Genomic DNA, 22,272 nt, shown 5'->3' with positions numbered 1-22,272 from the left:
CAGAGTGTCCACCGCCGGGGACCACGGAGCCCCTGAACAGAAACAGATAGAGCCGCCGAGGTGCTTCCAGACGCGACCAGAAGGCCGTCAGTGCGGACCCAGCGCCCCCCAGATTGACAACAGCGCCCCCACGACCATCAGCCCGTTGATGCCCCAGAAGATCACTTCAAGCACGATCACGCTGCGTCCTCCTCCTTCTTCACTTCGTCCAGTATCCGGTAGACGCTGGCCCTGCCGATCCCCAGCCGCTTGGCTATCTCGGTCCCGCCGACGCCCTCGCGGTGCAGCTTCACGATGTCCCCCGCCTTCGCCCGTGCCGTCGCCCTGCGGCCCTTGTATTTGCCCGCAGCCTTGGCCTTGGCGATCCCTTCCCGCTGGCGTTCAAGCATGATTTCCCGCTCAAACTCGGCAACGCCACCCAGAACGGTCAACATGAGCTTCCCTGTCGGGGTGCTGGTGTCGACGCCCATGTTGAGGATGCGCAATGCCGCGCCCTTCCCGGTCAGCGTGTCGAGGACTTCCAGCAGATGGGCGACAGAGCGCGCCAGACGGTCCAGCTTGGTCACGACCAGCGTGTCACCTGCTCGAATGAAGGTCAGCGCCTCGGCAAGTTCCTCACGCGCAGCCACGTCCACGGAGGACACCTGTTCAATGAAAAGCCGCTCGCAGCCCGCGCCCAGCAAATCCCGCTCCTGTCCCTCAAGCCCGGCCTTCTGGTCCAGTGTCGATGTCCGTGCATATCCTACCAGCATTGTTCCGTTCCCTCCTGCTGCGTCCCGTGACGCTGAAACTGTCTCACAAAGTCTAAAAGATTATAGGTCGATCTGTCCCGAAAGGTCAATACCATTCTTGTGGGACAGTATTCCGGGCGCTTCGAGACGCCCCGATAGACCTTGCCCTGTGAGACAGTGAGGGCGGGTAAGGCGGGCGCATCCCAGCAGGGAAAGAGGGGATTGACAGCGCGGTCAGCCGCTTAGTGGTCCCCCATCCGCTTGCTTCCTACCTGCACATGACATCCGACCTCGGCACGGGGGGGTGAGCGTCGAGCGACAACTGTCGAGTTCGGGGCCTCGGATTTTTCCGGCAAATTTCTGCCCCTCTTGCCACGCGCTACAGCTTGCCCCATGCTGGGCACACAACTGAACCACACCAAGCACACATAGGGACGCGACTGGAAGGAACGTCCGAGTCAAGGCATTGATAATAGGTGGAAAAGCTTTGTGCGCAGGGTTCGATTTTTCTGAAACGCTGCCCATCACCCGCTCCATTATGCACCTGGCACAGCCTTTATTCTCTCAGGTTGCACTCCATGCCGGTGCAATCCGGGGCACAGGCCGGATGTGTCGTGAACCAGATCGAACTGGCCGGAACGGGCAGCTTTCGGGCTTGGTGCCGCGTTCCCTAAGCGATCCGCGCAACCATCGTCAGGCGCGGATTCAGGTGGAAACCCGGTGATCCCCGGCGTGAATTCGTGCCGGCTTCCGGGACGATCTGCCCCTTCTTCCTGCGCATCGGGCCGGAGACGCGTAACATCGGCGGAACCGGCAGGAACGGATACCGCAGCCCTCAGGCCAGCGCCTCCAGCGTCGCGCCGACATCCTCGGGCGTGGTATCCCAGCCGCAGACCATGCGGATCGAGACCGGCTCGCCCTCGTCCAGCCGCTGGCTGTGGGGCCAGGGATGATAGACGATCCCCGCCGCCTGCGCCCGGACATGCAAGTCATGCGGGATGGTCGCGAAAACCGCGTTCGTCTGCACGCGCTGGTCGATGCGCACATGCGGCAGGCGCGACAGCCCCAGGGCCAGATCATGCGCCATGGCATTGGCATGCGCCGCCATCTGCAGCCACAGGTCGCCTTCGAGCCAGGCCAGCATCTGCGCCGACAGATACCGGTGCTTGGAGACAAGCGCCCCGGCGCGCTTGCGCCGGAACTCGAAATCCTCGGCCAGCGCGGGATCGAAGATCATCACCGCCTCGACCCCCATGCAGCCGTTCTTGGTCGCGCCGAGGGACAGGATGTCGATGCCGGCGCCATGGGTCAGGTCGGCGGGCGCGACATCCAGCGCGGCCAGCGCATTGGCAAAGCGCGCCCCGTCCATATGGCAGATCAGCCCGTGATCGCGGGCGATGGCGGTCAGCGCGGCCAGTTCATCCAGGTCATAGACCGTGCCCCATTCGGTGGCATTGGTCAGCGACAGCGCCACGTTCCGCCCGGCATGGACGGAATCGCGGCCATTGGCTTCCAGCGCCGCGATCAGATCCTCGGGTGCGATCCTGCCGCCGGCGCCGGGGATCGGGACCAGTTTGGCGCCGCCGGTCAGGAATTCCGGGGCGCCGCTCTCGCTGGTGTGGATATGGGCGTCGGCATGGCAGAAGATCTTGCCCCAGCCCGGCGCGGCAAGCGACAGGGCCAGCGCATTGGCCGCGGTGCCCGAGGCCACGAAATGCACCGCCGCATCGGGCGCATCGAAAGTCTCGCGCAGGCGGTCCTGCGCGGCGCGGGTGATCCGGTCGCCGCCATAGGCCGGAACATGGCCCGCATTCGCCGCCCCGAGCGCCGCGAGAATCCGCGGATGGACGCCGCCGGCATTGTCCGAAGCGAAATTCATGACAGGTCCTCGATGATGTAATCCTCCCAGTCATCCTCGGGCACGCGCGCTTCGCTGACCACCCAGCCACGCACCGACATTCCCGCCCGATGGACCGATTCGCGATCGCCGGAGATCAGGTAATGCCAGTCGTAAAGCGGCTTGCCCTCGCTGCGCAACCGATAGGCGCAGGTCGCCGGCAGCCACCATGCGATCTGCTTGAGCTTGCGCGGCGTCAGAACCACGCATTCCGGGACGAAATCATGGCGATTGTGATAGCTGGAGCACCGGCAGCTTTCGCAATCCAGAAGCTTGCAGGCGACCCGGGTAAAGGCCAGCTCGCCCGTATCCTCGTATTCCAGCTTGTTCAGGCAGCATTTGCCGCATTCGTCGCAAAGCGCCTCCCATTCCTGCGGATCAAGGCGGTCCAGTGGCAGTTCCCAGAATTTCTCGCGCATCAATTGCCCTGAAGAATGTCGCGCGCGCGGGCGCTGTCGCGGCCCATCTGTTCGGTCAGCGCCTGCAGGCTGTCGAACTTCGCCTCGGGGCGCAGATATTCGACCAGCGCGACCGACAGGTGCTGACCGTAAAGATCGCCGGAAAAATCGAAGATATGGGCTTCCAGATTGGGACGCCCGGCCCCGAACATCGGCCGCACGCCCAGGCTGGCCACGCCGCGATAGCTGCCGCGTTCGGGTCCGGTCAGCACGTCCACCAATACCGCATAGATGCCGAAGGCAGGCAGGTGCAGCCTGTCCACGGCCATGTTCGCGGTCGGAAAGCCCAGGTCCCGCCCGCGCTTGTCGCCATGCAGCACCTCGCCGTCGATCCGGTGCCAATGGCCCAGCATGCGCTCGGCGTCGCGGCAGCGCCCCTCGGCCAGCGCCTTGCGAATGGCGGTCGAGCTGTATTGCACCTCGCCGTCGCCGATCAGCGGCGCGATGGTGACGCCGAATCCCAGTTCCCGCCCCAGTTCGGTCAGGGTGCCGGCATCGCCCGAACGCTGGCGGCCGAAACAGAAATCCGCCCCCACCGTGACATGGCGGATCCCGAGGCCCTCGACCAGCACCTCGCGCGCGAAATCCTGCGGCGCAAAGCCCGACAGCACCGCGTCAAAGGGCAGTTCATACAGGTGATCCACGCCCAGCCGCGCCAGCCGGTTGGCGCGCGATTCGGCATTCATCAGGCGGAATGGCGGCGCGTCCGGGGCCAGAAACTCGCGCGGATGCGGCTCGAACGTGATCACGCCCAGCGGCGCCTGGGCCGCCGCGCGCGCGGTATCGATCACCGAGCGATGACCCAGATGCACCCCGTCGAAATTACCCATGGCGACGCTCGCCCCGCGGGCCTCGATCGGCAGGCCTCTCCAGTCGTGATGGATTCGCAATCGCCCCCCCGTGGGCCGATCCCGGCCCGGTCAGTCACGTTCGCGGCATAGACGCCATTTCAGATGGTCCATATCGCCGACAGCCGCGCGGGTTGCAAGCGCCGAGACCGGCCCGCCCGCCGCCCTTCTCAGCGCAGCCGGCCCATGCTGTAGCGCGGATTTTCGGAACGCGTGGCCAGCCATTCGTCCAGCATCGCGGGATCGGGGTTTTCGACATCCGGGCCGAACTGGTCGAATGCCAGCCCGCCGGTCACGAAGAGCGCGTCGATCCCCTCGGCCACGGCGCCCGGGACATCGGTGGCGATCCCGTCGCCGATGGCAAGGTAGCGCATGTCCTTGCCCAGGCCCAGCCGGCGCCGGGCCATCTCGTAGATCGGCGGGTGCGGCTTGCCGAAATACAGCGACTGGCCGCCCAGATCGGTATAAAGCTCGGCCAGCGCGCCGGCGCAATAGAGGCGCGTTTCGCCCAGATCCACGACCACGTCCGGATTGGCGCAAAGCAGCGGCAGGCCGCGGTCGCGCGCGATCGTCAGCCGGGCGCGGTAATCGTCGGGAACCTCGGTCATGTCGTCGAACAAGCCGCAGCAGACGATCCCCTCGGCCTCGTCCAGGGGCACGCGCTCGATCATCGGGGCGTCCTGCCATTCGGCCGGGATATCGGAAAAGAACCCTTCGTCCTTGGGCTGGAAAATGGCCCAGACCTTGCGCCCCACGGCGCCGGCGAACATCGCATCCTGCGCCGCGTCGCCCGAGCTGACGATCAGGTCATAGGAATCGCGCGGCACACACATGCGGTCGAGCTGTTCCTGAACGTATTTTCCCGGACGCGGCGCATTGGTCATCAGCACCACGCGCCCGCCCTGCCGGCGAAAGTTCTGCAAGGCCGAGACGGCGGCCGGATAGGGTTCGACGCCGTTATGCAGGCAGCCCCACAGATCGCAGAACAGCACGTCGTAATCGGCCGCGATCTCGGCCAGCGATTGGATGATCTGCGTCATGGGACATTCCTCAAACGGACAGGGCCGGGATGATCTGCTTCTTGCGCGACATCACGCCGGGCAGCACGACCGAGTCGCCCGCGACCGTGGCGCCAAAGCTTTTCTCGGCGATCTGGCGCACGAAATCGTTGGGCACCAGCAGCGTCGCCTCTTCTTTCAGGATGTCGATGACGAAGAGCAGCACCTGATCGGCGCCATCGGCGGCGGCGACGCCGGGCATGGCGGCGATCAGCGCGTCCTTGCGGTCCAGAAGCACCTGCGGCGCGGTGGTTTCCAGAACCGAGATCCGCAGCTGCTTGCCGCCCAGCTCATATTCCTTGCTGTCCATGCGCAGCAGCTCCGCCTCGCCAAAGGCGCTGACATCGGATTTGGCGGCGAACATCTCGGCGGCGTAATCGGGGATCGAGACGCCCAGTTCGCTGGCCAGCTTCTCGGCGACGAAGCGGTCATGCGGCGTGGTGGTCGGGCTGCGGAATTCCAGCGTGTCCGAGAGGATGCAGGTCAGCATCGCGCCCTTGATGCCGCGCGGCGCGCGGGCCAGATCCTCGTCGCCGATCAGGTCGTGCATGATGGTGGCGGTGCAGGCCAGCGGCCGCACGGTGATATTGATCGGCGTCCGGGTCTTGATGCCGCCGGCCAGCATGTGGTGGTCGATGATCTCGATCACATCGGCCTCGTTGATCGAATCGGGCAGTTCGGCGGGGTTGTTGGTGTCCACGATCACGCATTGCTCGCCCGCCGCGACATCGGCGATGATCCCGGGCATGGGCAGGTCCCATTTCGCCAGCATCCAGGCGGCCTCGGTATTGGGTTCGCCCTGCAGCACGGCGACGGCGGGCTGCTTGCGCATTTCCGAAAGATACCAGGCCCAGATGATGGGCGAGCCGGTCGAATCGGTGTCGGGAGACTTGTGGCCGAATACCTTGATCATGGGGAACCCCTTCGGATTTGTCGGAAAATTCGCGCGCCTTATAGGGCTGCCCGGGGGGAATGTCTATGAACCCCGGCGCGCGGCGCAATGGCTTGCAGGCATTGCCGGCAGATTTGGGGGGCGCTCACACCGGCGTCTGCTGGTGCTGCAGGATCCGCCAGTCGCCGGCGCGCCGGATCCAGGTCGTGGTGCAGAGCGCGCGATAGGTCTCGGCGCCCGGCCGGCGCGCGGTGGCGTGATAGGCCAGCAGGCAGACCTCGTCGGTCTCGACCGTGGCCCGCGCGGTCATCGTGACCTCCTGCCAGCGCGGCGCCGATTGCAGCGCCGCGATCACCCCCGCCCGATCCAGGATGCCGGTCTGCGCAAAGGCCATCACGCAGGCGCTGTCGATCCTGCGCGCCGCCTCGGCCACGCCAGCCAGCCAGAATTCGCGCTCTTCGCGCCAAAGCTCATCCGCCATTGCCGATCCCCTCCACGATGATCGGGCTGATCCTCCAGCCCGAATTTTCCAGCCGCCGCAGCACGCCCTTTTCGCCCGGCAGATGCAGCGCGCCAAAGCCGACGACGATGGCCTTGCCCCGCACCGCCGCCTCGGCCGCCGTGGTCTCGATCGGGCCGATCCAGCTTGCGTTGCGCTGATCCATCAGCTTTTCCTGCGCCATCTGCATCTGGGCGTCGATCTGATCGCGCGGCAGGCCGGATTTCTCATAGGCGTCGAAGCGGCCGAATTCCCACATCATCCAGCTTTCGCCGGCGAAATAGGCATCGGCCAGGGTGACGGCGTAATCATCGGCATAGCGCGCGGCCGGCATGGCGGCGCGGATCATGTCCTCCTCCTCCTCCGGGGTCATCCCCTCGAACAGGGTGAAGAGCGTGTTCCAGGGCTCCAGCGCCCGGATCGGCACGCCCTCGGCCAGGGCGCTTTCGGTCAGCAGGCCGTCCAGCCCGCCCGAATCGCCCCGCTCCTGGGTCATGCGTATCATGCAGGGCGAGATGCCCAGCATGACCGCGACATACCAGGGCCGCAAGCGGCTGGCGACCATGGCCGGCAGGCCGCGCTGTTCCAGCAGGTCCGAGAGCGCCTGCCATTCGGCCTTGTCCAGCCGCTCGGGCAGGGTCGGCCCGGACATGTCCACGATCAGCGAGGGGTCGCTGGCCATGGCCTCGGTCAGCCGGGCCTCTTCCTCGGGGCCGGCCTCGACCATGAGGAAACCGGCGCGCGCGATCTCGGGGGCAAAGCGCTCCATCGTGATGGCGTGGCGCGGGTCGCCGAAATGATAGGTGCCGATCAGGATGGCGCGCATCCCGTCCTTTTCCGCCTGCCAGAACAGCCCGTCATCATAGGGCACGGCGGCCGAGGCGGCGCGCAGTTCCGCCAGACGCCCCGGCGCCATGTCCTGAAACAGGTTGCGGCCCGCGCATTCCTGCGCCGCCAGGGGCAGCGCGAATGTCAGCGACAGGAAAAAAGCGGTCAGGGCCGGTCTGAAAATATGGCGTTTCATCTGCGCTTTATCCTTGCAAACGGCCCGCGTGGCGCGGGCTCAATCGTAATCCCCCCGGTCGCGCACCGGCCGCCCGGCCAGCAGGTCGCGGTAATAGGCCATCGTCTCATGCGCCTTGCGCGCCCAGGGATAGAGGCCCTCGGCATAGGCCTGTCCGGCGACGGCCCGTTCGGCGGCACCGGCCGGATCGGCCACCGCGCCGGCCAGCGCCTGGCGGAACTGGGTGACATAACCGGCATGGTCGCGGATCGGCACGGTCACCCCGCGCCCACGCCCCGCCAGATGGCCCGGCGCGCCGTAATCGGCGACAAAGCAGGTCATGCCGCAGGCCATGGCCTCGATCACCACGCCCGCGCCCAGCTCGCGGATCGAGGGAAAGACGAAGCCGTCGAAGCCGCGCATCATCGTGGCCAGTTCGTCCTGGCTGCGGCGGCCCTCGAAATGCACGACATCCTGCAGGCCGTGGCTGGCGACGATCTCGCGCAGGCGGGGCATCTCGGGGCCGTCGCCGACGATATGCAGGCTGTGCCCGGCAAGCTCCGGCGCCCCGGCAAAGGCCAGCACCGCGACATCGGGCAGCTTGTAGGGCACCAGCCGGCCCGCGAACAGGAACCGGCGCGGCCCCTGCCCGCCAAAGGCCGGCGCCGCGCGCCGCGCGTGAAATATCGTCGGATCATAGCCGATCTCGGGAAAGTTCACCACGCGACCGGGGGCCAGCGGACGCAGCTCGCGCATGGTATGCTCGAACCCCGCCAGCACCAGTGCCGCGCGGGAAAAGGTCTTGCGCGCAAAGGGCAGGTGCCGGGCGAAATTGCGCAGGACGCGCAGGCGCTCGCGCTCGCGCTTCTGCTCGGCGCGGAATTCGCGCGGCCAGGGCAGGTTGCCGTTCAGCGGGCCGATGACAAAGGGCACCGGCAGCTTGCCGGCGATATAGCTGGGCAGCGTCGGCGTCATCGGCGTGATCCTGTGCACCAGGTCAAAGGCGCCCGCCCGCAGATCCTTGCGGAAATGCTTCCACACCTCTCGCTCGAAAGCGAGATAGGGCAAGTATTGCATGATCATGTTGGTCGACCAGGCAACCTCGGAGCCGCCGCGCAGCCAGGTCGCGATCTTGTAAATCGGCGAGGCGACGCGCTCATTGTCCAGAAACACGAATTCGACCCCCGAGGGCGCGGCCTTTTCGATATTCTCGCGGTTGCGGACATGGGTCGCGACCACCACCCGCGCCTCGCGGCCAAGCGCCATGGCATATTTGTAGCCCACGATCGGCAGCGAGGGCCATTCGGGGTTGCAATCATCCGCCAGCAGCAAGATCGACAGTTTTTTACCGTTCCCGTCCGATTCCGGCACCAATTCCACCCCGACCATCCCCAATCCCTGTTGCCGCGGCTCAGCGGCGCTGCAATCGCCTTTGAAATTCCTGCCAAAATTCCGAAACCCCGGCGCGCGCAACCTAGCATGGGGAACAAATCGCGGTAAAGCCGTGGCAAGGCGTTGACAGGCCACGCGGCGAGGCCTAGATGAGCGTCATTGGCACTCACTAACCCTGAGTGCCAACAACCGAGACACTGCAACCTGAAACACCGGAGTGTTCTAGAATGGCTTTCAAACCGCTGCATGACCGTGTCCTGGTCCGCCGCGTCGAATCCGACGAAAAGACCAAGGGCGGCCTGATCATCCCCGACAGCGCCAAGGAAAAACCGGCCGAGGGCGAAATCGTCGCCGTTGGCGAAGGTGCGCGCAAGGATTCGGGCGAACTGATCACCCCCGCCGTCAAGGCCGGCGACCGCGTCCTGTTCGGAAAATGGTCGGGCACCGAAGTCACGGTCGATGGCGAAGAGCTGCTGATCATGAAGGAAAGCGACATCCTGGGCATCATCGCCTGATCGTCATTTCCCGAACAACCAATCTCCGAGGAGAAAAGTAAATGGCTGCGAAAGAAGTCAAATTCAACACCGACGCCCGCGACCGCATGCTCAAGGGCGTGAACGTGCTGGCGGATGCCGTCAAGGTCACGCTGGGTCCGAAAGGCCGCAACGTCGTGATCGACAAATCCTTCGGTGCGCCGCGCATCACCAAGGACGGTGTCACGGTCGCCAAGGAAATCGAACTGTCCGACAAGTTCGAGAACATGGGCGCCCAGATGGTCCGCGAAGTTGCCTCGCGCACCAATGACGAGGCCGGCGACGGCACCACCACCGCCACCGTTCTGGCCCAGGCGATCATCAAGGAAGGCCTGAAATCGGTCGCCGCCGGTCTGAACCCGATGGATCTGAAGCGCGGCATCGACCTGGCCACCTCGAAAGTGGTCGAGGCGATCAAGGCCGCCTCGCGCCCGGTCAATGACAGCGACGAAGTCGCCCAGGTCGGCACCATCTCGGCCAATGGCGAAGCCCAGATCGGCCGCTTCATCGCCGACGCCATGCAGCGCGTGGGCAACGAAGGCGTGATCACCGTCGAAGAGAACAAGGGCCTCGACACCGAAGTCGAAGTGGTCGAGGGCATGCAGTTCGACCGCGGCTACCTGTCGCCCTATTTCGTGACCAACCCCGACAAGATGGTCGCCGAACTGGAAGACGCCTATATCCTGCTGCACGAGAAAAAGCTCTCGTCGCTGCAGCCGATGGTTCCGCTGCTGGAATCGGTGATCCAGTCGCAGAAACCGCTGCTGATCGTCGCCGAGGATGTCGAAGGCGAGGCCCTGGCCACGCTGGTCGTCAACAAGCTGCGCGGCGGTCTGAAGATCGCGGCCGTGAAAGCTCCGGGCTTCGGCGATCGCCGCAAGGCCATGCTGCAGGACATCGCCATCCTGACCGGCGGTCAGGTGATCAGCGAAGACCTGGGCATGAAGCTGGAAAACGTCACCATCGACATGCTGGGCACCGCCAAGAAGATCTCGATCAACAAGGACAACACCACCATCGTCGACGGCGCCGGTGAAAAGTCCGAGATCGAGGCCCGCGTCAGCCAGATCCGCCAGCAGATCGAGGAAACCACCTCGGATTACGACAAGGAAAAGCTGCAGGAGCGCGTGGCGAAGCTCGCCGGCGGCGTCGCCGTCATCCGCGTCGGCGGCATGACCGAGGTCGAGGTGAAAGAGCGCAAGGACCGCGTCGATGACGCGCTGAACGCGACCCGCGCCGCGGTGCAGGAAGGTGTCGTGGTCGGCGGCGGTGTCGCGCTGGTCCAGGGCGGCAAGGCGCTGAACGGCCTGACGGGCGAGAACTCCGATCAGGATGCCGGCATCGCCATCGTGCGCCGCGCGCTGGAAGCGCCGATGCGCCAGATCGCCGAGAATGCCGGCGTTGACGGCGCGGTTGTCGCCGGCAAGGTCCGCGAATCCTCGGACAAGACCTTTGGCTTCAACGCCCAGACCGAAGAATATGGCGACATGTTCAAGTTCGGCGTCATCGACCCGGCCAAGGTGGTCCGCACCGCGCTCGAGGATGCCTCCTCGGTCGCCGGTCTGCTGATCACCACCGAGGCCATGGTCGCCGAGAAGCCCGAGCCGAAAGCGGCCGGCGGCATGCCCGACATGGGCGGCATGGGCGGCATGGGCGGCATGATGTAATCATCCGCCGATCCGCATCGGACAGAGAAGGCCGTCCCGAAAGGGGCGGCCTTTTTTGTCTCACCCATGTCGCAGGGACGCCCGGCAACATTCTCAAGCGCCTGAACGAGCATGGGGATCTCCTGCGCACGCCCATGCCCGCCGGCGGCGCTTGCGCCGTCAAGGTCCGGCCCGGTCAGGAGCGTTCAGCAGCCCGGCTTCAGCCGCTGCTATGCCCGAGGGCTTTCATCCAGATCACCACGGCGCCGCCGCCGTCGCGGTCACCACCTCGCGATGAATCCCGATAAATCCCGCTCCGGCTTGGCTTTCCGCCCGCCTTCGCCTAATAGGGCGGCCATTCCGACAAAGGGAAAGCCATGGCCAGCGCCAATCTCAACATCATGATCAAGGCCGCGCGCAAGGCGGGCCGCAGCCTCGTCAAGGATTTCCGCGAGGTCGAGAACCTTCAGGTCAGCGCCAAGGGTCCGGGCGATTTCGTCAGCCGCGCCGACCGCGAGGCCGAGCGCATCATCAAGGAGGAACTGCGCGGCGCGCGTCCGAATTACGGCTGGGTCGGCGAGGAAACCGGCGAGGAGGCCGGCGAGGACCCGACGCGGCGCTGGCTCGTCGATCCGCTGGACGGCACCACGAATTTTCTGCACGGGCTGCCGCATTGGGCGGTCAGCATCGCGCTGGAGCACAAGGGCGAGATCGTCGCCGCCGTGGTCTTCGACGCCGCCAAGGACGAGATGTTCACCGCCGAGCGCGGCGATGGCGCATTCCTGAACGACCGCCGCATCCGCGTCTCGGGCCGCCGGCAGATGATCGAATCGATCTTCGCCACCGGCGTGCCGTTTGGCGGGCGCGGCACCCTGCCGGCCACGATCCGCGACCTTGGCCGGCTGATGCCGCTGACGGCGGGCGTGCGCCGCTGGGGCGCGGCATCGCTGGATCTGGCCTATGTCGCCTGCGGCCGCTTTGACGGGTACTGGGAACGCGGCCTGAATGTCTGGGACGTGGCGGCGGGCATCCTGCTGGTAAAGGAAGCCGGCGGTTTCGTCGAATCGATCCGGCCCGAGGAAAACCCGATCGAATCGGGGACGATCCTGGCCGGAAATACGCAGCTTTTCGACGAATTCGCGGGAGTTATCCGACAACGCGACTGACCCGGGCTTGACCTTTGCGCCTGTCCGGCGCATGGCCAAAGCTGGTATACCAGACCGGAACCCGCGCGATGCCCGAGAATCCTCAGACGGGGCCGCTGATGGCCCCGGCGGCACAACCGCCTGCCGTGCCGCCGCCCCAGGCCAGGCCCCGCATCGACCGGCAGGGCATGGCGATCGTGATGATCTGCGCTTCGGCCTTTATCTTTGCGGCGCAGGACGGCATCTCGCGCTATCTGGGCGCGGCCTATTCCCCGATCTTCGTGATCATGCTGCGCTACTGGTTCTTTGCCGTCTTCGTGGTGCTGCTTTGCGCCCGCGCGCCGGGCGGGCTGAGCCGCGCGATGCGCACGAAACGGCCATGGACACAGGCCTTTCGCGGCGTGCTTCTGGCGGCCGAGGTCCTTGTCACGGTCGAGGCTTTCGTGCGGCTGGGCCTGATCAACACCCATGCGATATTCGCCTGCTACCCGCTGCTGATCTCGGCCCTGTCGGGGCCGGTGCTGGGCGAAAAGGTCGGCTGGCGCCGCTGGGCGGCGGTCGCGGCGGGGTTTCTGGGCATCCTGATCGTGCTCAACCCCGGCAGCGGCGCGCTGAGCGCAAATGCCTCCCTCCCGCTGGGGGGCGCGGTGATGTTCGCCGTCTACGGTCTGCTGACCCGGCTGGTCGCGCGCGACGATCCGGCCATGGTCAGCTTTTTCTGGACCGGCATCGCAGGCGCCATCGCCATCACGCTCGTCGGCATCTGGTACTGGGAGCCGATCGCCCCGCGCGACATCCCCTGGCTTCTGCTGCTGTGCCTTTGCGCCGCGGTCGCGCATTTCATGCTGATCAAGGCCTATGAGCTGGCCGAGGCCTCGGCGCTGCAGCCCTTTTCCTATACCCAGCTGGTCTGGGTCAGCATCTTCGGCGTGACGCTCTTCGGCGAGACGCTGGCCCCGAATGTCGCCATCGGCGGCGCCATCGTGGTCGGCGCCGGCATGTTCACCTGGTGGCGTTCCCGTCAGCGCGAACGGGCTGAGACGGGCTGATTGCGCCGGTCCCGGGCGGCGCACCGGCGCCAAGCACCTCGGCAAGGACGCCACCCGCGGCGAAATGCGCGCGCGCGCGCGGCCCGAGCGCCGGCCGGCGGGATGCGACCAGCCGGATCGGCTGGACCTCGGGCGCGGGCATGGCGCCGCCGCCGGTCAGATCCCATGTCGGCACCAGCGGCGCCGGGCCGCCCTGGATGCGGGCCCGGTAGATGGGCAGCGATTCGGCCACCCGCATGACATAGTTGCGCGTCTCGTCGAAGGGGATCGATTCGACCCAGTCGACCGGATCGGCCCCGTCGCGCAGATCGCCGAATTCCCCCAGCCAGCGGGCCGAGCGCCCGGGCCCCGCGTTATAGCCTGCCGCGACCAGCGCGATCGAGGGGCCGAAACGCTCGCGCAGCCCTTGCAGATAGGCCCCGCCCAGCCGCGCGTTATAGGCCGCGTCGCGGGTCATCCGCCCCCGGTCGAAGGGCTCGCCGATGCGCCGCGCCATGGCCCGCCCGGTCTCGGGCATCACCTGCATCAGCCCCAGGGCGCCGGCATGCGAGGAAACCGTGTGGTTGAATTCGCTTTCGCGCCGGGCGATCGCCATGATCAGCTCCGGCGGCAGGCCCAGCTCGCTGTTTTCAAGCCCGGTCAGCGGGAAATAGGCGGCCGGATAGACCACGCCCTTGCCGGCGGCGGCCTTGGCCAGGCGCAGCGCGTGCCAGGGCATGCCCATTTCCAGCATCATCCGCGACATTCGGGCGATATCCTCGGACGCTGCCGTCTCGGCCAGATGCAGCAGAAAGCGCTGGCCCTGCGCCGGATCGCCCGCCGCGATCAGCCAGATACCGGCCTGCCAGAGCCGGTTCTCGCGCAGCGCGCTGCCGCGCCAGTCGGGCAGCGTGGCCTCGGCCCGCCCGGCAATGGCCAGTTCGGGTTGCAATGGCAGACCCAGCTTTTCCGAGGCAAGCTGCCCGTACCATGCCGATTGATAGGCGGCCGCCGCAAGATAGGCCGCCCGGGCTGCGGCCTCATCCGCCGCCGCCTCATGCGCGCGGCCCTGCCAGTAATGCGCGCGGGCCAGCGATATCGGGCTGATGACGGCGGCTTGCAGCTTCTGGAAATGCCCAAGCGCCCGGTCGGGCGCGCCGCCGCGCAACGCGGCATAGCCGGCCAGCCATTCCAGGTCCGAAAACGCCTCGGTCCCCGGTTCAAGGAAATGCCCGGTGGCCAGGTTTTCGGCCATCGCCCAGTCGCCCTGACGCAGCGCGAGGCGCGCATAATCGGCGCGCTTGCCGGCCCAGGCGGTCGGGTCGCGCAGCGCCGCCGCGCTGGTCGAGCGCTCAAGCATCAGGTCGCGCGCCAGTTCCGGCATCTTGGCCCAGATCCGCCAGCGAAAGCGGTCCAGCGCCAGCCCGGCATCGTCGCGCTGATCCTCGGGCAGCGCCAGAATCCGCGCATCCACCCCCGGCTGCGCCGATTGCAGCGCCAGACGCACCTCGGCAAGCGCGCGGGCCGGCGCCGAGGCATGGGGCAGCGCGACCTGCGCGGCCCGCCATTCGCCCAGATCCAGCAGGCGCATCACGCGGGCGTCGTGCAATCCGGCCACCCGCGCGCCATGGCTCGCCAGAAAGATATCCGCCTCGGCCTTGTTCAGCGGGGTTTCGGTCCAGAACCGCGCGATCTCTGCCGAGGCGGCATCGCTGTCGCCGGCATCCAGCGCCCTGATCAGCGCCATCGCCCCGTTCAGCGTGTCGGGGCGGCGGGCACCGAACCATTGCGTGACCTCATCGGGCGGCAGATCGGCGCGCAGGACCGCGTCGCCGCGCTTGTAGAACAGCTCCATCCCCGGCCAGTCGCCATTGCGGGCGGCGAAATCCCGGTATTCCGGCCAGCTGCCCTGCCCGGCGCGCAGCCGCTGCCAGGCGATCAGGTCGCGCGCGATGGGGCCCGACCGCGCGGCCTCGGCCGTCGCCTTGTCCCAGTCCCGGGCCGTGGCCGCCGCCAGCGCGCGGGCCAGAACCCCCGCCTCCTCGGCGCGCGCCCAGCCGGGGCCAAGCCCCAGGCCGACGGCCAGCAGGGTCGCAATGATCATGTCGCGCAAGGGATACATCATGGCCTCATTTCTGCGAGACTCTGTCGTCGTCCGCAACTCACAAGCTTGGCAATCCCGAACGGCGGATGTAAGGGCTTGGGAAGCAAATTTCAGGATACTGTCATGTTCAAAGGCTCGCTGCCCGCGCTGGTCACCCCCTTCACCCCCGACGGGGAGCTGGATCTCCCCGCGCTGGAAAAGCTTGTCGAATGGCATATCGCCCAGGGCAGCCACGGGCTGGTTCCCGTCGGCACCACCGGCGAAAGCCCGACGCTGAGCCATGACGAGCACCGCCTGGTGGTCGAAGAGGTGATCCGCGTCGCCGCCGGCCGGATCCCGGTGATCGCCGGCGCCGGCTCGAACTCGACCCGCGAAGGGATCGGGCTGGTCCAGCACGCGCAGGCCGCCGGCGCCGATGCCGCGCTGGTCGTGACGCCCTATTACAACAAGCCGACGCAGGCCGGGCTGATCGCGCATTACACGGCGCTGCACGATGCCAGCAACCTGCCGATCATCATCTACAACATTCCCGGCCGCTCGGTCATCGACATGTCGCCCGAGACCATGGGCGAGCTGGCGAAACTGCCGCGCATCATCGGCGTCAAGGACGCCACCGGCCGGCTGGAGCGGGTCAGCCAGCAGCGGATCAGCTGCGGCACCGATTTCATCCAGCTTTCGGGCGAGGACGCGACCGCGCTCGGCTTCAACGCGCATGGCGGCGTCGGCTGCATCTCGGTCACGGCGAATGTCGCGCCCGGGCTTTGCGCCGATTTCCAGACCGCGACGCTGGCCGGGGACTATGCGCGCGCGCTGGAGTTCCAGGACCTGCTGATGCCGCTGCATGTCGCGATCTTTCTCGAGCCGGGCGTGACCGGGGCGAAATACGCCATGTCGCGGCTGGGCCTGTGCAGCGACCGGGTGCGCCTGCCGCTGGTCGGGCTGTCCGATGGGGTCAAGGCCGCGATCGACGCGGCAATGGCCCATGCCGGGCTGATCTGAGCCGCCTGATGATCCGGGCGGAGCCGGCGCGTCCGGCCGCGCGGATCATTCGTCGGGCGTCTTGCGATCCAGAACGCTTTCATTCTCGGGGCCGGCAAAGGTCGCCCAATGCAGGTCCGGCTCGGGGCGCGGCAGTTCATCGGCATCCCAGCCCAGATGCAGATGCGCCTTGGCGATGAAGGCGCCGGTGATCGGCGCGGTCATGAACAGAAACAGCAGGATCAGCAGCTCGTGCCAGGTGCTCTGCCCGCCCTGGGTCGGGAACCAGATCAGCGACGCGGTCAGGGTCGCGCCCACGCCCAGCGTCGCGGCCTTGGTCGGCGCGTGCAACCGGGTCATCGGATCGGGCAGCTTGACCAGCCCGTAGGATCCGACCAGGCCGAAGAAACCGCCCGTGACCAGCAAGACCGAGATGATGATTTCCCAGATCATGCCTTCCCCCTATTCGATGATGTCGCCGCGCAGGACGAATTTCGCGAAGGCCACGGTCGAGATGAAGCCGACCATGGCGAAAAGCAGCGAGGCCTCGAAATAGATCGTCGTGCCGCGGTCGATGCCGAACAGCGTCAGCAGCGCGATCATGTTGATCGTCATCGTGTCCAGCGCCAGCACGCGATCCGCCAGACCGGGCGCGAAGACGACGCGGAACAGGCAGAACAGCAGGGCCAGCCCAAAGCAGGCAAAGGCAAAGTAAAGGGCATATCCGATCATTCGAAAATCTCCTTCAGCCGGGCTTCGTAGCGGGTCTTGATCTCGTCAAGAACTGCATCCGGGTCGGGCGCGTGCAGGCAATGGACCAGCAGGGCATGGGCGTCCTCGGACAGGTCGCAACTGACGGTGCCCGGGGTCAGGGTGATGGTGCCGGCGAGCGCGGTGATCGCCTCGGGGCGGCGCAGCTCCAGCGGTACGGTGATCCAGGCCGGCCGCAAGGCGCTGCGCGGGGTGAAAAGCACGATCCGCGCGACCGAGAAATTCGCCTTGACGATATCCCATATGACGATGGCCAGATAGGCCGGTATCCTGCCCGGGCGCGAATATCCGGTGGCATTGGGCCAATAGGGCGCGGTCATCAGCGGCACCACGATCCCGATGATCAGCGCGAACAGCAACGAGCCGACCGCCCAGCGATTGACCAGCAGCATCCAGGTCAGGACCAGCACCACCGACAGCCAGGGATGGGGAAACAGCCGGCGCATCATTTCGTGCCCTCCTGCCCTTGCAGGACGCTGCCGATATAGACGGCCGGGTCGTGCAGCTGCTGCGCGGTGGCCTCGGCCATGCGCACGGCGGGACCGGCGAGAACGGTCATCGCGACGATCCCGGCCAGAAGCAGGCCGGTCGCCGTCAGCGCCAGCCAGTTGGCCGGGGCGTCGCCCAGATCCTGGATCTGCTCGTCGGGCTCAAGCCGGGGCGGGATCGGGCCGGAGGGGGCCGCCGGGTCCTTGGGGGCTTCGGGCCGGTCCGGGCCCTCGACCTCGTAGCATTTCCAGAACACCAGGCTGCCCGCCCGCGACAGGCCGTAGATCGCGATCAGCGAGGTGATCAGGATCACCGACCAGATGGTGACCGACCAGGACACATCCGCGGTCGCCTGCAGCACCAGCAGCTTGCCGACAAAGCCCGAAAACGGCGGCATCCCGACCAGCGCGATGGCGGTGATGAAATACAGCGCCGCGATCATGCCGTTACCGGGCATGACCCGGTCCAGCCGCAGCCACAGATCGCCGCGACGCGCGCCGATCAGATCGACGACCAGAAACAGCGCCCCGGTCGCCAGCGTCGAGTGGATCAGGTAATAGATCGCCGCCGAGGTTGCCTGCGGCGTATATTGCGCCACCGCGATGACCAGCGTCCCGATCGAGCCGATGGCGGCATAGGAGGCCAGCCGGCCCAGATGCCGGGTCCCCAGAATGCCGACCTGCCCGAGCGCCAGGGTGAGCAATGCCGCCGGCAGCAGCAGGTCGCCCAGCAGCGTTTCGGTCACCGCGTCCTGCGGAAAGATCAGCGTGTAGAAGCGGATGATGGCATAGACGCCGACCTTGGTCATGATCGCGAACAGCGCCGCCACCGGCCCCGGCGCATTGGCATAGGTCGAGGGCAGCCAGAAATGGAGCGGCACCAGCGCCGCCTTGATGGCAAAGACCAGCATGGTCAGCACCGCGCCGGCGCGCAGCAGCGCGGTATCCTCGGCCGGCATCTGCGCCACGCGCATCGCCATGTCGGCCATGTTCAGCGTCCCGGTGACCGAGTAGAGCACCCCCAGCCCGGCCAGGAACAGGGTCGATCCGGCCAGGTTATAGGCGATGTACTGCACGCCCGCGCGCAGCCGCATCTCGCCGCCGCCATGGATCATCAGCCCGTAGCTGGCGATCAGCAGCACCTCGAAGAACACGAACAGGTTGAAGGCGTCGCCGGTCAGAAAGGCGCCGCAGATGCCCATCAGCTGGAACTGCCACAGCGCATGGAAATGCCAGCCCTTGCGGTCCCAGCCCGAGCCCACGGCATAAAGCTGCACGGCCAGCGCCAGCACCGCCGTCAGCAGCACCATCATCGCCGCCAGCCGGTCCAGCACCAGCACGATGCCGAAGGGCGCGGCCCAGTTGCCCAGCCGGTAGACGAACACCTCGCCCGAGGCGGCAATCCAGTTCAGATAGATGCCCACCACCGCCAGCAGCGCCGTGCCGACAATCGAGAAGACGCGCTGCAGCAGCAGATCGTTGCGCATCCACATGATGATCAGCGGGCCGATGACCGCGGGCAGCACGACCGGAGCGATAAGCAGGTGGTTCATGCGCCGTCATCCCCCGCCCGGTGATCGGGCAGGCGGTCGGCGCGCGGCATGTCCACGCGGTCGTCCCCGCCTTCCAGAAAGGCGCCAAGCGCCATCAACACCACCACCGCCGTCATCCCGAACGAGATCACGATGGCGGTCAGCACCAGCGCCTGCGGCAGCGGGTCGGTATAGGTCTCGGCCCCGTATCGCAGCACCGGCGGCGCGTCCACCACCAGCCGCCCGGTCGAGAACAGAAACACGTTGATCGCATAACTGAGCATGGTCGTGCCCAGGACCACGGCAAAGGTCCGCAGCCGCAGGACCAGATAGACACCCGCCGCGGTCAGCACCCCGATCGCGCTTGATAACAGGAATTCCATCAGCGGTGCTCTGCCTCCTTGCTGGGATCGACGTCCATCGGCTCCAGATTCACCGTCGCGCCGGTCTGCCGCGCGATCCGGGTCAGCGAGTTCAGCCCCAGCATGACGGCACCGACCACGCACAGGAACACGCCCAGATCGAAGCCCATGGCCGAGGCCAGCTCGAACTCCTCGATCCCCGGCAGCTTCACATAGCCATAGGTCGAGGTCAGGAACGGCAGGCCGGCGAACCAGGCGCCGATGCCGGTGATCCCCGCCGCGATGACGCCGGCGCCGATAAAGGCGTGATAGTTGATGCTCTGCCGCTCCTGCGCCCAGGAAAAGCCCGAGGCCATGTATTGCGAGACCAGCGCGATCGAGACCACCAGCCCGGCGACGAAACCGCCGCCCGGCGAATTATGCCCGCGCAGAAAGATGAACAGCCCGACCACCAGCGAAATCGGCAGGATCAGCCGCGTGACCACCACCAGCAGCATCGGATGGCGATCCCCGGCGCGCAGGCTGTCATGGACCCAGTTGCGCAGCCGCCGGCCGCTGGCGCCGGCCAGCAGCGTCTCGGTCAGCGCAAAGATGGTCAGCGCGGCGATGCCCAGCACGGTGATCTCGCCAAAGGTGTCATAGCCGCGGAAATCCACCAGGATGACGTTGACGACATTGCTGCCGCCGCCCAGCTTGTAGCTGTTCTCCAGCATGTAGCCGGAAATCGGGGGAAAGGCGAAATCGCTGCGCATGATGCAATAGGACAGCGCCCCGAAGCCCAGGCCGGTGACCGTCGCGACAAAGGCGTCGAGCCCGCGCTTGCGATCGGCGCTGTCCAGTATCGTATATTTGGGCAGGAAGTTCAGCGCCAGCAGCAGCAGCACGACGGTGACCACCTCGACCGAGATCTGGGTCAGCGCCAGATCGGGCGCCGACAGGTAGATGAAGGTGCCCGACACGATCAGGCCGATGATGCTGACCAGCACCAGCGCCAGGATGCGCAGCCGGTGAAAGGCGACCATGCAGGCGGTCGCCACCATCAGCAGGATCCAGCCGGTCAGCGGCACCACCCCCACCTCCAGCATCGGCCGGCTGGCGCCCTGATAGCGCCCGGTCGAGAACGCCCAGAGCCCGGTGGCCACGATGGTCATCGACAGCGCCCCCAGGGCGCGCGACATGGAGCCGTTGGTGAACCGCTCGGTGAACCCGCGCGCGACGCCGGTCGCGCCCCGCGTGATGGCGTCGAAGGCCCGCTTGCCATCGGGCCGCCAGACCGCGTCGCGCATCGCCAGCATGCCGGGGTTCAGCGCCAGCAGCAGCAGACCGCCCAGAATCGCGGTCAGGGACAGCTTCAGCGCCAGATTGACGCCGTGCCACAGCGCGAAATGCGGATCCTGCGCGACCCCCGTCACCGCGCTGGACGAGGCCGCGACCAGCCAGGCGGCCGAGGTGTTGGGAAACATCCCGATCAGAACCACCAGCACGACCAGCAGCGCCGGCCCGACCAGCAAGCCAAAGCCCGGATCATGCGGATGCGCGGGATAGTCGTCCCGCTCGGGGCCCAGAAACACCTGGGTCACGAAACGCAGCGAATAGCAGACCGAGAACAGCGCCCCCAGCGTACCGAAGACATAGAGCACCGTGCCATTGCCGAACCAGACGGCCTCGGTCGTCTCCTGCAGCATCATCTCCTTGGTCAGGAATCCGTTCAGCGGCGGCACCCCCGCCATCGAGAGCGCGGCCAGCGTGCCGATGGTGAAGGTGATCGGCATCAGCCTGCGCAATCCGCCCAGCCGGCTGATCGAGCGCGTGCCGGCCTCGTGGTCGATGATGCCGGCGGTCATGAACAGCGCCGCCTTGAAGGTCGCATGATTGACGATGTGGAACATCGCCGCCACCGCCGCCCCTTGGGTGCCGAAACCCAGCAGCATGGTGATCAGCCCCAGATGCGAGACCGTGGAAAAGGCCAGCAGCGATTTCAGGTCATCGCGGAAAATCGCGATCCAGGCGGCGCTGACCATGGTCAGAAGCCCGGTCGTGGCGACCAGATAGAACCATTCCGGCGTGCCCGACAGCACCGGCCACAGCCGCGCCAGCAGGAACAGCCCCGCCTTCACCATGGTCGCCGAATGCAGATAGGCGGAAACCGGCGTCGGCGCGGCCATGGCATGGGGCAGCCAGAAATGGAACGGGAACTGCGCCGATTTGGTAAAGGCGCCCAGCAGGATCAGGACCAGCGCCGGCACATAAAGCGGGCTGGCCTGGATCGCCTCGCGCGCCTGCAGGATATCGCTGATGTCGTAGCTGCCGGCGATATTGCCCAGGATCAGCATCCCGGCGATCATCGCAAGCCCGCCAAGCGCGGTGACGGTCAGCGCGATGCGCGCGCCCTGCCGCCCTTCGGGCAGATGCCGCCAATAGCCGATCAGCAGGAACGAGGACAGCGATGTCAGTTCCCAGAACACCAGCAAAAGCAGGATATTGTCCGACAGCACGATGCCGATCATCGCGCCCTGGAACAGCATCAGATAGGTATAGAACAGGCCCACCGGATCGTTGCGCGACAGGTAATAGCGCGCATAGGTGATGATCAGCAGCCCGATTCCCAGGATCAGGATGCCGAACAGCAGCCCCAGCCCGTCGATGCGGAAATTCGCGTTCATCCCCAGCGAGGGCAGCCACTCGAAGCGCGCGGTGATCACCTCGCCCGCCATGATCGCGGGGATATGCAGGCACAGCCCCAAAAGCGCGATGAAGGTCGCGGTGCCGCAGGATATCGCCGCGACATCGCGGCCGGAACGGATCAGCAGGCCCGGCAAAAGGGCCCCGATGAATGGCAGGAGGGCGATTAGCGCTGGCGACATGTGTCCTCTTCCCCGGTCCTTCCCTGTGTCCGCGATGCCCGCG

At 66.6% G+C, this 22,272-nt stretch carries 21 protein-coding genes; 5 read left to right on the top strand and 16 right to left on the bottom strand.

Going from position 1 to position 22,272, the window contains the following annotated elements; all coding sequences use genetic code 11:
* Nucleotides 1-176: 176 nt before the first annotated feature.
* The 9 genes from IT41_RS00795 to IT41_RS00755 form a co-directional block, all read right to left on the bottom strand.
* Nucleotides 177-752 carry a recombinase family protein gene (locus tag IT41_RS00795; protein ID WP_036737930.1) on the bottom strand — a complete coding sequence of 192 codons (576 nt, stop codon included), beginning with the start codon at nucleotides 750-752 and terminating at the stop codon, nucleotides 177-179.
* A gap of 814 nt (nucleotides 753-1,566) precedes the next feature.
* A complete protein-coding gene (locus IT41_RS00790) occupies nucleotides 1,567-2,610 on the bottom strand; it encodes a threonine aldolase family protein (RefSeq protein ID WP_036737929.1) in 1,044 nt (347 codons plus the stop codon).
* Nucleotides 2,607-3,047, bottom strand: a complete 441-nt coding sequence (locus IT41_RS00785; RefSeq protein ID WP_036737927.1) for a YcgN family cysteine cluster protein — start codon at nucleotides 3,045-3,047, stop codon at nucleotides 2,607-2,609. The genes IT41_RS00790 and IT41_RS00785 overlap by 4 nt, the downstream gene beginning before the upstream one ends.
* Entirely contained in the window at nucleotides 3,047-3,976 is a 930-nt protein-coding gene (locus IT41_RS00780; protein ID WP_036737925.1) for a bifunctional riboflavin kinase/FAD synthetase, read from the bottom strand. The genes IT41_RS00785 and IT41_RS00780 overlap by 1 nt, the downstream gene beginning before the upstream one ends.
* 128 nt (nucleotides 3,977-4,104) lie before the next feature.
* Entirely contained in the window at nucleotides 4,105-4,974 is an 870-nt protein-coding gene (locus tag IT41_RS00775; protein WP_036737924.1) for a TIGR01459 family HAD-type hydrolase, read from the bottom strand.
* 10 nt (nucleotides 4,975-4,984) lie between these two features.
* On the bottom strand, nucleotides 4,985-5,905 hold the full coding sequence (locus tag IT41_RS00770) for a manganese-dependent inorganic pyrophosphatase (RefSeq protein ID WP_036737922.1): 921 nt from the start codon (nucleotides 5,903-5,905) through the stop codon (nucleotides 4,985-4,987).
* Nucleotides 5,906-6,029: 124 nt separating this feature from the next.
* Nucleotides 6,030-6,365, bottom strand: a complete 336-nt coding sequence (locus IT41_RS00765; protein WP_036737921.1) for a nuclear transport factor 2 family protein — start codon at nucleotides 6,363-6,365, stop codon at nucleotides 6,030-6,032.
* Nucleotides 6,355-7,407 (bottom strand): TraB/GumN family protein, encoded by a 1,053-nt coding sequence (locus IT41_RS00760; protein ID WP_036737919.1) that lies wholly within the window; start codon nucleotides 7,405-7,407, stop codon nucleotides 6,355-6,357. The genes IT41_RS00765 and IT41_RS00760 overlap by 11 nt, the downstream gene beginning before the upstream one ends.
* A gap of 39 nt (nucleotides 7,408-7,446) precedes the next feature.
* Entirely contained in the window at nucleotides 7,447-8,775 is a 1,329-nt protein-coding gene (locus tag IT41_RS00755) for a glycosyltransferase family 4 protein (RefSeq protein ID WP_052081213.1), read from the bottom strand.
* Between the two features lie 230 nt (nucleotides 8,776-9,005).
* Here IT41_RS00755 and groES point away from each other — a divergent pair, with 230 nt between their 5' ends.
* The 4 genes from groES to IT41_RS00735 all read left to right on the top strand — a co-directional run bounded on the left by groES (nucleotide 9,006) and on the right by IT41_RS00735 (nucleotide 13,151).
* The gene (gene groES, locus IT41_RS00750; protein ID WP_036737917.1) at nucleotides 9,006-9,293 is read left to right on the top strand and encodes a co-chaperone GroES; all 288 of its coding nucleotides are present in this window, start codon (nucleotides 9,006-9,008) and stop codon (nucleotides 9,291-9,293) included.
* Nucleotides 9,294-9,334: 41 nt separating this feature from the next.
* Nucleotides 9,335-10,978, top strand: coding sequence for a chaperonin GroEL (groL, locus tag IT41_RS00745; RefSeq protein WP_036737916.1), 1,644 nt, complete (start codon nucleotides 9,335-9,337; stop codon nucleotides 10,976-10,978).
* A 356-nt stretch (nucleotides 10,979-11,334) separates the two neighbouring features.
* Nucleotides 11,335-12,123: an inositol monophosphatase family protein gene (locus IT41_RS00740; protein ID WP_036737915.1), complete on the top strand. Its 789-nt coding sequence runs from the start codon at nucleotides 11,335-11,337 to the stop codon at nucleotides 12,121-12,123.
* 68 nt (nucleotides 12,124-12,191) lie between these two features.
* The gene (locus tag IT41_RS00735; RefSeq protein WP_036737912.1) at nucleotides 12,192-13,151 is read left to right on the top strand and encodes a DMT family transporter; all 960 of its coding nucleotides are present in this window, start codon (nucleotides 12,192-12,194) and stop codon (nucleotides 13,149-13,151) included.
* On the opposite strand, the gene IT41_RS00730 is transcribed toward IT41_RS00735, so the two are convergent.
* Nucleotides 13,105-15,255 carry a lytic transglycosylase domain-containing protein gene (locus IT41_RS00730; RefSeq protein ID WP_231564664.1) on the bottom strand — a complete coding sequence of 717 codons (2,151 nt, stop codon included), beginning with the start codon at nucleotides 15,253-15,255 and terminating at the stop codon, nucleotides 13,105-13,107. The genes IT41_RS00735 and IT41_RS00730 overlap by 47 nt on opposite strands.
* 102 nt (nucleotides 15,256-15,357) lie before the next feature.
* On the opposite strand from IT41_RS00730, the gene dapA reads away from it, so the two are divergent.
* Entirely contained in the window at nucleotides 15,358-16,233 is an 876-nt protein-coding gene (dapA, locus tag IT41_RS00725; protein ID WP_036737911.1) for a 4-hydroxy-tetrahydrodipicolinate synthase, read from the top strand.
* Nucleotides 16,234-16,278: 45 nt separating this feature from the next.
* Here the strand turns inward: dapA and IT41_RS00720 are convergent, their stop codons facing one another.
* Genes IT41_RS00720 through IT41_RS00695 form a run of 6 tightly spaced genes read right to left on the bottom strand, consistent with a single transcriptional unit; the run spans nucleotide 16,279 to nucleotide 22,229 of the window.
* Nucleotides 16,279-16,665, bottom strand: coding sequence for a Na+/H+ antiporter subunit G (locus IT41_RS00720; protein ID WP_036737910.1), 387 nt, complete (start codon nucleotides 16,663-16,665; stop codon nucleotides 16,279-16,281).
* Nucleotides 16,666-16,674: 9 nt separating this feature from the next.
* Nucleotides 16,675-16,944: a K+/H+ antiporter subunit F gene (locus IT41_RS00715; RefSeq protein WP_036737909.1), complete on the bottom strand. Its 270-nt coding sequence runs from the start codon at nucleotides 16,942-16,944 to the stop codon at nucleotides 16,675-16,677.
* A complete protein-coding gene (locus IT41_RS00710; RefSeq protein ID WP_036737908.1) occupies nucleotides 16,941-17,432 on the bottom strand; it encodes a Na+/H+ antiporter subunit E in 492 nt (163 codons plus the stop codon). The genes IT41_RS00715 and IT41_RS00710 overlap by 4 nt, the downstream gene beginning before the upstream one ends.
* Nucleotides 17,429-19,024, bottom strand: a complete 1,596-nt coding sequence (locus IT41_RS00705) for a monovalent cation/H+ antiporter subunit D (RefSeq protein WP_036737907.1) — start codon at nucleotides 19,022-19,024, stop codon at nucleotides 17,429-17,431. The genes IT41_RS00710 and IT41_RS00705 overlap by 4 nt, the downstream gene beginning before the upstream one ends.
* Nucleotides 19,021-19,386 carry a Na+/H+ antiporter subunit C gene (locus IT41_RS00700; protein WP_036737906.1) on the bottom strand — a complete coding sequence of 122 codons (366 nt, stop codon included), beginning with the start codon at nucleotides 19,384-19,386 and terminating at the stop codon, nucleotides 19,021-19,023. The genes IT41_RS00705 and IT41_RS00700 overlap by 4 nt, the downstream gene beginning before the upstream one ends.
* Entirely contained in the window at nucleotides 19,386-22,229 is a 2,844-nt protein-coding gene (locus tag IT41_RS00695) for a monovalent cation/H+ antiporter subunit A (protein ID WP_036737905.1), read from the bottom strand. The genes IT41_RS00700 and IT41_RS00695 overlap by 1 nt, the downstream gene beginning before the upstream one ends.
* Nucleotides 22,230-22,272 lie beyond the last annotated feature (43 nt).

Origin of the sequence: Paracoccus halophilus (assembly GCF_000763905.1) — a bacterium.
Lineage (GTDB): Bacteria > Pseudomonadota > Alphaproteobacteria > Rhodobacterales > Rhodobacteraceae > Paracoccus > Paracoccus halophilus.
Note: the sequence above shows the minus strand (reverse complement) of the source record. Positions and strands in the feature narration are given on the sequence as shown.

Coding starts and splice junctions, on each gene's coding strand:
- IT41_RS00795 (WP_036737930.1), bottom strand. CDS start 752: ATGCTGGTAGGATATGCACGGACATCGACACTGGACCAGAAGGCCGGG.
- IT41_RS00790 (WP_036737929.1), bottom strand. CDS start 2,610: ATGAATTTCGCTTCGGACAATGCCGGCGGCGTCCATCCGCGGATTCTC.
- IT41_RS00785 (WP_036737927.1), bottom strand. CDS start 3,047: ATGCGCGAGAAATTCTGGGAACTGCCACTGGACCGCCTTGATCCGCAG.
- IT41_RS00775 (WP_036737924.1), bottom strand. CDS start 4,974: ATGACGCAGATCATCCAATCGCTGGCCGAGATCGCGGCCGATTACGAC.
- IT41_RS00770 (WP_036737922.1), bottom strand. CDS start 5,905: ATGATCAAGGTATTCGGCCACAAGTCTCCCGACACCGATTCGACCGGC.
- IT41_RS00765 (WP_036737921.1), bottom strand. CDS start 6,365: ATGGCGGATGAGCTTTGGCGCGAAGAGCGCGAATTCTGGCTGGCTGGC.
- IT41_RS00760 (WP_036737919.1), bottom strand. CDS start 7,407: ATGAAACGCCATATTTTCAGACCGGCCCTGACCGCTTTTTTCCTGTCG.
- IT41_RS00755 (WP_052081213.1), bottom strand. CDS start 8,775: ATGGTCGGGGTGGAATTGGTGCCGGAATCGGACGGGAACGGTAAAAAA.
- groES (WP_036737917.1), top strand. CDS start 9,006: ATGGCTTTCAAACCGCTGCATGACCGTGTCCTGGTCCGCCGCGTCGAA.
- groL (WP_036737916.1), top strand. CDS start 9,335: ATGGCTGCGAAAGAAGTCAAATTCAACACCGACGCCCGCGACCGCATG.
- IT41_RS00740 (WP_036737915.1), top strand. CDS start 11,335: ATGGCCAGCGCCAATCTCAACATCATGATCAAGGCCGCGCGCAAGGCG.
- IT41_RS00735 (WP_036737912.1), top strand. CDS start 12,192: ATGCCCGAGAATCCTCAGACGGGGCCGCTGATGGCCCCGGCGGCACAA.
- IT41_RS00730 (WP_231564664.1), bottom strand. CDS start 15,255: ATGATGTATCCCTTGCGCGACATGATCATTGCGACCCTGCTGGCCGTC.
- dapA (WP_036737911.1), top strand. CDS start 15,358: ATGTTCAAAGGCTCGCTGCCCGCGCTGGTCACCCCCTTCACCCCCGAC.
- IT41_RS00720 (WP_036737910.1), bottom strand. CDS start 16,665: ATGATCTGGGAAATCATCATCTCGGTCTTGCTGGTCACGGGCGGTTTC.
- IT41_RS00715 (WP_036737909.1), bottom strand. CDS start 16,944: ATGATCGGATATGCCCTTTACTTTGCCTTTGCCTGCTTTGGGCTGGCC.
- IT41_RS00710 (WP_036737908.1), bottom strand. CDS start 17,432: ATGATGCGCCGGCTGTTTCCCCATCCCTGGCTGTCGGTGGTGCTGGTC.
- IT41_RS00705 (WP_036737907.1), bottom strand. CDS start 19,024: ATGAACCACCTGCTTATCGCTCCGGTCGTGCTGCCCGCGGTCATCGGC.
- IT41_RS00700 (WP_036737906.1), bottom strand. CDS start 19,386: ATGGAATTCCTGTTATCAAGCGCGATCGGGGTGCTGACCGCGGCGGGT.
- IT41_RS00695 (WP_036737905.1), bottom strand. CDS start 22,229: ATGTCGCCAGCGCTAATCGCCCTCCTGCCATTCATCGGGGCCCTTTTG.